Raw genomic sequence first — 9,001 nt, 5'->3', positions numbered from 1 at the left:
CAAGCAACTTGACAAGGCCCCGCCATGCTCATCGAGTACGCCCAGGCCGACGGCAAGGACTGGGAGACCTTTGAGCGCCTCCTGGACCACCTCGCCCGCGAAGGCATGAAGCTCATCCAGTACGGCCGGGGCCCGCTCCAACCGGACCTGGAGAAAGCCGCCCGCGTACAGATCGAACAGGCCGCCGGAACCACCGCCCGGCAAGGCGGCATGCGCGAACACCTCCACCAGCGCACCGCCGCCTCGCTCCTGGCCACCGTGTGGTTCGCCGGACAACACCACCTCGTCGAAGCCGACGACTGGCCCGACACCCTGCCCGCCACCGTCCTCGGCGCGATCCGCCAGGCCCCGGCCATCAACGACGACCCCACCATGCGCAACCTCCGCGACACCGGCGACCCCAACCGATAGCCGCCCCGGGGGGCACCGGTCACCCGCTCAAGATCGCGCTGCTATCCCTTTCGGCCGTATCTCGGCTGACCCTCGTATAGGCGGCCGCCACTTCCCACGGTCTCGATCGAATGTATGGAGAAGCTGAAACCGTCTTCCGCCTCGAACGTCTGACCGCCCAGGCGAATCAGTCCACCCGCCGAGCGGACGTACGACACGAAGGAGGGCTTCACGCCCCAGCACAGGGATGAGGGCCTCATAGCCGGTCGCTCACCGCTTCCTCGGCGGACCGGCGATCACCTGGAGTTCGCTGAACCCGTAGAGACCCCACGGTCCATTTTCGACTCCGATCCCACTCCATTTGTGGCCGCCGAAGGGAAGGTGCATTTGCACGCCCGCCCCATGACTGTTGATCGCCACCTGGCCACTGTCCACCTCGGCTGCCAGTTTGCTCGCGTGCTCGGGATCGCCGGACCAGACCGACGCGGTGAGTCCGTACTGGCTCCGGTTCGCTCGGCTCACGGCGTCTGTCTCATCGCGGAACGGGACCACCGGAAGGACTGGGCCGAACTGCTCCTCGTCCACGACACGAACACCGTCATCGATGTTGTCGAGGATCGTCGGCGCGTAGAAATATCCGGGACGGTCCAAGGGACTTCCGCCTGCCACCGCGCGAGCCCCGTGACCCAGCGCGTCGCTCACGAGCTCGTTCACACGATCGAACTGGGGCTTGTTGTTGATGGGCCCGAGTTGCACGCCCTCGACGGTGCCCTCGTCGACCTTGGTCGCCGTCGCAAGCTCGGCCAAGGCGGCCACGAGGTCGGAATGGATGCTCTCGTGCGCGTAGACACGCTTGACGGCGAGGCAGATCTGCCCGTTGTTCCCGAACGCGCCCCAGAAGAGCTGCTCGGCGATCGCGTTCACATCGACATCGCCGAGGACGATGGCCGGGTCGTTCCCGCCCAGTTCGAGGGTGACGCGCTTCAGGTCGGCGGCTGCTGAGATGGCGACCTTCTTCCCTGTTGCCGTCGACCCCGTGAAACTCACCTTCCGCGGCACCGGGTGCTCGACCATCGCGGCCCCGAGGGGGTCAGGCCCGCTGAGGACGTTCAGGACCCCGTCGGGAAGCACCTCTCGCAGGACGCGGCCCAATGCGAGCGTTGTGAGCGGGGTGAAGGGTGAGGGCTTGGCGACGATCGTGTTGCCTGCGCGCAGTGCCGGGGCGATCTTCCACATGGCAAGCGCGATCGGGAAGTTCCACGGCGTGATCGCAGCCACGACGCCGAGGGGCCGCCGGAAGACCTCTTCGTACCCGCCTTCGTCGTCGCGAATCACTTCGCGGGGCAGCTCCAGATCCGCGTAGTAGCTCAGCCACGCCGACGCCGCGAGAATCTCGTTCCGGGCATCGGCCAGTGGCTTACCCTGCTCCGCGGTCAAGACCGGCGCCAGGTGATCCGCCGCGGCCGCTACGGCGCCCGCAGCTGATCGGAGGTGGTCTCGCCGCAGGTCGTCGTCTCGGCGCCATTTCTCGTATGCGGTGGCAGCCGCACCGAAAGCGTCGTCGAGGGCGGACGCGGTCACCGCGGGAGCTTGCGCCAGGGCTTCGCCGGTCGCCGGGTTGATGACATCGAAGGTGGCATCCGTGGGGTAGTCCGCTCCGTTCACCGTCGGTGCGAAGGTTTCACGAAGTGGTTCGACGAAGGTCATTTGCGCTCCTGGTTGCTCAGCTGGCCGGTCAACAACACAGGCTTGATCGTCTTTCCTAACCGCGAGTCCGCATCGGCGGCGTTAATGTCGTCGAGCGGGTAGGTCTGAATGAGCCGGTCGAACGGAAATCGGCCCTGTTTCCAGAAAGAAATCAGGCGCGGCAAGAACACCTGAGGCACTGCGTTGCCCTCAAGCACATACGTGATCTTGCGACCCGCCAGCAGGTGCGGACTGACAGAAAGCTGTCCCATACCCGCGCCCACGAAAACGGCCGTACCCGGCCGGTCGAGCACCTCCACAGCAGCCGAGATCACCTCGGTGACGGCGGTGGTCTCGAAACTGAAGTCGACACCCGGCCCGGCGCCCTTCACCTCGTCGACGACACTGTCCTTTGTTCCCAGGACAACGCGTGTGGCGCCCAGCGAGAGAGCCAAGTCCAGCCGCGACTCGTGGAGGTCGTCGACGACGATGTCGCTCGCGCCGGCGAGCTTGGCGGCCATCACCGCGGCGAGACCGACGGCACCGGCACCGAAAACGGCCAGTGACTGCCCGGGAGACAGTCGCATCTCGTTGAGAACGGCGCCCGCGCCGGTCTGCAGACCACACCCGAGCGGCCCGAGCAGTTCCAGGGGAAGCTCCGGGTCGACGACCACGACGTTCCGCTCGGTGGCGACGGCATGGTCGGCGAAGGACGACTGGCCGAACCAGCGATTGGCGATCGGCCGGCCGTCGCTCCCCCGCGCGCCCGTGCTGCCGTCGGCGTATCGGCCCGACGTGTTACGGAGTTCGAACTCCTGGCAATAGGCGGGCTGCGCGCGGAGGCAGTTCCAGCACGTGCCGCACGAGGCGTAGCTGATCAGGACATGGTCGCCAGGCTGCACGCCGGTGACGTGACTGCCAACCTGCTCGACGACACCGCTGCCCTCATGCCCGAGGATGATGGGCCCGAAGTCCCCTCCCAGTTCGGGGTCGCGGGGAAGCATGTCGGTGTGGCACATTCCCGCTCCGACAATGCGCACCAGCACCTCGTCCGGCCGCAGCTCATCGAGCGTCACGTCTTCGAGCACATATGGGCTGCCGGCAGTACGCGAAACCGCTGCTCTTGTGTGAATCATGGTCAGGTCCGTTCTTGCCCATCCAAGTCGGATGGTCAGTTGCCGGCATAGATTTCGTTGCGTGGCCGCGCCGCTCGACCCACCTCGGCCCAGCTTCCCCGGCCGCCGATGTAACGCCGGTGCTTCATGATCTTTCGCGGTTCGTTGAGCGTAGCCGCGGCGGCAAGATGCGACCCTCGCCGGTAGAGCGCCACAAAACGGTCGTCGTCCTGCGCTCCGGAAGCGAAAGTCACGCTGTCCGCCACAGCGGTGCCCACGAATTGAATGCGATGTCCGTACCAGTCGCTCCAGAAGTAGGGCACGGTTTCGTATGCCCGAGCGCGCTCGGGGAAGAGCGCGTTCGCCGCCGCGCGGGCGCCTTGGTCCACCGCGCTCGTCCAGTTCTCCAGGCGCATCGTGCCGTCGAACAGCGCGTTGGGCCAGCGCGCTATGTGACCGGCGGCATACACATCCGGTGCGGACGTCCCTGAGGAACGCGTCGCAAACGACACCACCGTCGCGTGGGTCGAGCTCTATTCCGGAGCCCCTCAGCCAGTCCGTCGCCGGCACTGCGCCAATTCCCACGACCACCACGTCGGCCTCCACCATCTACCGCTCGACAGCCCGACAGCTTGAACACGCTCGTCGCCGACGATACGTTCGACCTGGACACCACAGATCAGCCGTGTGCCGTTTCTGCCGTGGGGCCCCGCGAGGGCTTCCCCGACCGGCTCGCCCACCGCCCTGACGAGCGGCACCGCCGCGGCTTCGACAATGGTGACCTCGGTTCCGAGCGAACGTGCGGAGGACGCGATCTCCGACGCGATGAATCCCGCGCCGACAACGACAACCTTCCCCGCGGCCCGCAATGCCGACCGCAACCCGAGCGAGTCGTCGAGAGTCCAAACCCCGTCGAGCGGCCGGGTCTCTGGGAGCACTCGCTGCTCCGCTCCAGTCGCGATGATGAGCCGACTGTAGGAGATCGGACCACAAGTGGTCTGTATCCGCCGGGTCGTGGGATCCAGGGACTGAGCTTCTCCGCCGTGGTGAAGAACGTTGCTTCCGCCTCGTTGGTCAGGAATGCCTTCGACAACGGAGGTCGATCGTAGGGAAGATGCGCCTCAGCTCCGACGAGTGTGATCGGGCCGTCGTAGCCTTCGCGCCTCGCCGCCTCGACCGCACGCAGACCAGCCAGCGAAGCCCCGACAACCACGAGCCGCCGTGGCCGCTCACCATCGTTTGGGAGAAACGGCTCGGGTACCCATTCTCCGAGGCGCCCTTTGTCACCGAGGGCGCCCATCAGGGCCTGGTCGGGGACGAACCGGCCGGGTCCCGTGGGCGGATTGAGTATGTTGAACTGTGCGGTGACCCGTTCCCCTCGGGCCACGGCCTGTGACACCAGGGCATGGTGCTCTTCCGTGGTGGTGAATGTCCTGCAGGTCCGAGGCGTGGGGTGTCCTGCTCGCCGCAGAAGTTCCAGGATGTCCGGCGTAGCGGTGTACTTGTGGCAGATGAGGTCCGCGGAGTGAGAGAACACGGTGGGGGTGTCACTGCGAGCGTTCTGGATGTCGCTGAGTGCCGGGAACCCGGGATGAGGGCCCAGTTGTGCGAGTTCTTCCGGGAAGTCCGTGATGACATCGTGTTCAGGGAGCATGCGCTGCTGGCCTTTCGAGGGGTAGGGACGATCAGCACGGCCCACGGGGTGGGCAAGGGGGCCGGTGGGAGGCGCCGCTCGCTCTTTCTCGGACCCTTATCCGTTCAGTTGTGCGTCCCGGTAGGCGGCGAACAGGCCGAGCGCCCGGAGCATGGCCTTGATCGGGTAATTCGGCAGGAGCGGTTCGAGGGCATCCCACTTCCTGTCGATCAATGCCCGGGCGCGTTCCAGGGCGAGGTCGACACCGCCGGAGTGTTCCAGCAGGCTGATGCACGCGGCTACTTCCTCCGGTTGCCAGGGCCGGGCACTGACGCGCCGCCAGAGTTCCTGGGCCCTGCCGTTGGGCAGCAGTTCGACCGCGCATGCGAGCGGGTAGGTCACTTTCCCGTTGCGGATGTCCTCACCCGCCTCCTTCAAGGGTTCTCCATCGCTGTTCACGTGGCCCCGGAGGTCGAATACGTCGTCCGAGATCTGGTAGACGAGTCCCAGAGCCTCGAAGTAGTCGCAGACCGCCCTGTGTTGGGCAGGGTGGGCGTCGGCGAGGGTGGCGGCGAGGTCTGCCAGGGCGCGTACCGGCAGGGCGGTCTTGAGGCGATGGACTGCCAGGACGCGGTCGCCGATCCTTCTTCCGCTGCCGGCGGCCACCGCTTCGTCCATGGCCCGGGTATGGCCGTGGATGTCGAGGGCTTGACCGGCGTGTGCGCTGCGGAGCACACCGCAGAACAGCTCATAGGCGTGCAAGCGGACCTCTGGCCGCAGGTCCAGCCCGCGCAGAACCCGGTCGAAGGCGAAGTAGGCGGCGGTGCCCGCGTTGATGGCCGTGGCCGTGCCGAAGACGCTGTGCGCGGCTGGGCGGCCCCGCCGCAGTACGGCGTCGTCTTGTACGTCGTCGACGATGAGGCTGCCGGTGTGCAGCAGTTCGACGACGGCCATCAGGGGACGGTAGGGGTCGCTGTCGGCGCCCAGCGCTTCGAGGACGGCGGTGAACGCGAAGGAGCGCCAGTTCTTGCCCGCGGCCTCCACCAGATGCAGGACAGGTCTGGCCAGCCTCTCGTGCACTGCGCTGTGGGACACGGCCGACAGCAGGTCTTCCGTTCCGGGACCCAGAAAACCGAGGCTGGCCTGCGGGCTGGGGGTGGACGGATAGAACTCACTGATGACTCGGCGTGTCTCCGCGCCGATGGGGGTCATCAGCTGGTCCATCCGGGCGATCGCTTGCGCCGGCTTGACCTCCACAAAGCCGGTCCCGTGCACGGCCGCACCGTCGAGTCTGCCGCTGACGGAGACCCGGCCCTCCCAGAAGCCGCGGTGAACGGTGACCGTGCGCACCTCCTGGCGGGCGAACGCCGCCTGGAGTGTGAGGTCAAGGCCGAGGGAGGGTGCGGTGAGCGTCCAGCTGAGCGGGTACTCGTTGAAGGTCTGCAGGGACGTCCATACGGGCCCGCGCTCCAGCGCGTAGTCGTCGATCGTGCGGGCCGTTCCGTCGGGCGACACGACGAGCGAGGTACGGTCTCGGACTTCACTCTTGCCGTCGGCCACATTCACCTTGCTCCAGGTGGAGGCCGAAATGTCCCAGCCGTTGTCCAGATGGAGGCCGCACCAGTCCCAGGCCGCTTCCTCCGCCGGGAAGCCGCTTTCGGCCCGCTGAGGGGCGAGACCCCACTCGTGGTCGTACCAGGCGGTGCCGTGGGCGACTTGGTGCCGAGTGCCGGCGATGGTCACCTCGCCGGCGACAGCCAGGCGGGTCACGCTGTAGTAGCGCATGGCCTCGTCCTCATCGGCGATCCCCGACACCGTCCCGCTCCCTCCCTGCCAGGCTGCCGGGCGAAGAGGCTCGAATACGAGATTCATGGTGTACGGCTCCGCGGGATGATGCAGCCGCAGTCGATAGGTGCCCTCGTCATCACGCCGGAACTCGGCATCCGCCCCGTAGCAGACTGCGAACGGATCGGTGCCAAGACGCACCGGTCCCTCCAGAGGGAGGTCGGGCAGCGGAGGGCGGTCGCTCGACGCCATGGCCTCAAGCGCCTCACGCAGTTTGGGGTCGTAGACGCGATCGTTCCTCAGCACCTCCCGGATCAGCGCGAGATTCGCACCGTCGAGCTGCGTCAGTTGCTGGTAACGCCCGCTGTGCGGATCACACCATCCGGCAGTGAGGGCGTGCGAGTGATCCACTTCGCCATCGGCGCCCGCTGCCCCGATCCGGAAGAACGCCGCGAAACCGGAGAACTGCCTGCCCTCGACCGTTTCCACATGGAAGTTGATGTACCACCACTCCATGCCCGCTGTGTCGTCAGGATGGTCCGGATCGCTCTCCATGCCGAGACTCATCAGATGCTCCGGCACCGTCACGGGCTTGTTCTGCACAGTTTCACCACGCATGATCAGGGATTCTCCTCGGGCCCGCCAGGCGGCTGGCGCATGACTGGCGGGTCGATGCCGATGGAGCTCACGTGGCGTCGTCCCTCGCGCGGCTGCGCAGGAGCTGCTTGTCGGGCTTGCCAGTGGAGTTCAGTGGTAGGTCGTCGACAAAGGTGAGGCTGGCTGGCACATACATCGGTCCCAGGTGTTCCCGGAGCCTTTGGCGAAGGTCGGCCGTGCTGACTTCGCTGTGCGCAACCGGCACGACTGCTGCGTGCACCTGCTCGATGCCATCTGCGTCCTGGACGCCGAACACAGCGCTGTGCTGGACGTCCTGATGGGCGTTGAGGACGTCTTCGAGTTCGGTGGTGTACACGCGATACACGCGACCGCCATGAACTTTGATCACGTCTTTGAGTCGGTCCAGGACGGTCAGATAGCCCTCGTGGTCCAGTGAACCGACGTCGCCGGTGTGCAGCCAGCCGTCCCGCAGCACTTCGGCGGTGAGTTCGGGGCGCTTCCAGTAGCCGGCCATCACGGTGGGCGAACGCACGCAGATTTCGCCGACCTCGCCTGCGGGCAGGTGCCGGCCTGACGAGTCCATGACGGCTACCTCCACGCTCGGCAGGACCTGCCCGACGCTGCGCAGGAGCGCGGGACGGTCTAGGTCGTGGTCGTGGGCGGACAAGACGCTGATAACGCCAGCTTCCATCTGCCCGTACACCTGGACGAGGATCTGGCCGAAGAGGCGTAGCGCGTCGGCGAGGCGCGCGGGCGAGGCCGCATGGCCTCCGTAGAGGATGTGGGTCAGGCTGGAAAGGTCGCGGCGGGCGGCGTCGGGATGGTCCGCGAGCTGGTAGAGCAGGCACGGCAGTACGAACAGGTCGGTGATGCGTTCGCGTTCGATGGCGGCCAGCACGGTGCCAGCGTCGAAGTCTTCCAGCAAGACCACACAGCCGCCGGCGTGCAGGGTCTTGTCGGCGAGCGCTCCGGCCAGGTGGGCGAGGGTGGTACACACCAGAAGCCGGGAGTGCGTCTGTTCCTGGTCGAGGGCCATCCATGCCGAAGCCCGTGCGTAGGTCAGGCAGATTCCCTTGGGATGGCCGGTGGTGCCGCCGGTATGGCGGATGAGGCACACGTCCTGGGGCCGCGCGTCGCTGGCCAGTGGCTGCTGTGGCTGCCTGCCTGCCAGATCCAGCAGATCTCTGCCCACTGACGCGGGCCCGAGCGTGAACAGGAGCTCCACCGGCGCCATCTCGGTGATCTGGACGGCCCGGCGGGCGAGGCGCGGATCGGCGATGAGGACGCGGGTTTCCACGTCATCCACGATGGCCGCCTGCGTTCTGGCCGACTGACCCTGGTAGAGGTGGTTGACCCGGCAGCCAAGCAAACTGGCTGCGTAGCGAGTGGCCAGAGCCTCGGGATGGTTGCCGCTCAAGAGCGTCACGGTCTGGCCGCGACGCACGCCCTGGTCGGCCATGGCCCGTGCCAGTGTATAGACGAGTGCGCGCAGCGCCTTCGCGCTCATCCGGCGCGACTCATGCTCCACGGCCGTCCGCTCGGGATCCGCCGTCAAGGCATCGAGGATCTGTTCCACATGAGAACAAAATGATGGCGTCTTGGGCATATCCCTTATATATACAGGCTCTCCTGTCGGATCCGTGGGTCATCGGGTCGCGAGTTGACGGCCTGGTAGCTGGGGGCGGTGTCCGCCGAGGCTGAGCATGGCGAGGGCGATCAGGGCGTCGGGGCTCTTGAACCCGAAGGCCAGGCGGGGGCCTTGTCAAGTTGCTTG

General features: G+C 66.7%; 7 protein-coding genes and 1 pseudogene. 1 reads left to right on the top strand and 7 read right to left on the bottom strand.

Annotated features, from left to right (window positions below):
- Positions 1-24 precede the first annotated feature (24 nt).
- Complete coding sequence (locus J7E89_RS25615) at positions 25-411, top strand: hypothetical protein (RefSeq protein WP_214976798.1); 387 nt, start codon at positions 25-27, stop codon at positions 409-411.
- Positions 412-660: 249 nt separating this feature from the next.
- Here the strand turns inward: J7E89_RS25615 and J7E89_RS25605 are convergent, their stop codons facing one another.
- The 7 genes and pseudogenes from J7E89_RS25605 to J7E89_RS25575 all read right to left on the bottom strand — a co-directional run bounded on the left by J7E89_RS25605 (position 661) and on the right by J7E89_RS25575 (position 8,803).
- Entirely contained in the window at positions 661-2,097 is a 1,437-nt protein-coding gene (locus tag J7E89_RS25605; RefSeq protein WP_214976796.1) for an aldehyde dehydrogenase family protein, read from the bottom strand.
- Positions 2,094-3,152 (bottom strand): NAD(P)-dependent alcohol dehydrogenase, encoded by a 1,059-nt coding sequence (locus tag J7E89_RS25600; RefSeq protein WP_308315597.1) that lies wholly within the window; start codon positions 3,150-3,152, stop codon positions 2,094-2,096. Before J7E89_RS25600 ends, J7E89_RS25605 begins: the two co-directional genes overlap by 4 nt.
- Before the next feature lie 95 nt (positions 3,153-3,247).
- Positions 3,248-3,706 carry an oxidoreductase C-terminal domain-containing protein gene (locus J7E89_RS25595; RefSeq protein WP_214976794.1) on the bottom strand — a complete coding sequence of 153 codons (459 nt, stop codon included), beginning with the start codon at positions 3,704-3,706 and terminating at the stop codon, positions 3,248-3,250.
- Positions 3,707-3,739: 33 nt separating this feature from the next.
- A complete protein-coding gene (locus J7E89_RS25590) occupies positions 3,740-4,174 on the bottom strand; it encodes an FAD-dependent oxidoreductase (RefSeq protein WP_308315598.1) in 435 nt (144 codons plus the stop codon).
- A gap of 131 nt (positions 4,175-4,305) precedes the next feature.
- Positions 4,306-4,491 (bottom strand): annotated as a pseudogene (locus J7E89_RS42445) (hypothetical protein); the annotation flags it as partial.
- 450 nt (positions 4,492-4,941) lie between these two features.
- Complete coding sequence (locus tag J7E89_RS25580) at positions 4,942-7,227, bottom strand: polyprenyl synthetase family protein (protein WP_214976793.1); 2,286 nt, start codon at positions 7,225-7,227, stop codon at positions 4,942-4,944.
- A gap of 67 nt (positions 7,228-7,294) precedes the next feature.
- A complete protein-coding gene (locus J7E89_RS25575; RefSeq protein ID WP_308315596.1) occupies positions 7,295-8,803 on the bottom strand; it encodes an AMP-binding protein in 1,509 nt (502 codons plus the stop codon).
- Positions 8,804-9,001 lie beyond the last annotated feature (198 nt).

This window comes from Streptomyces sp. ISL-100 (genome assembly GCF_018614615.1).
In the GTDB taxonomy this organism is placed as follows: Bacteria; Actinomycetota; Actinomycetes; order Streptomycetales; family Streptomycetaceae; genus Streptomyces.
This window is presented reverse-complemented; position numbering and strand designations above follow the sequence as displayed.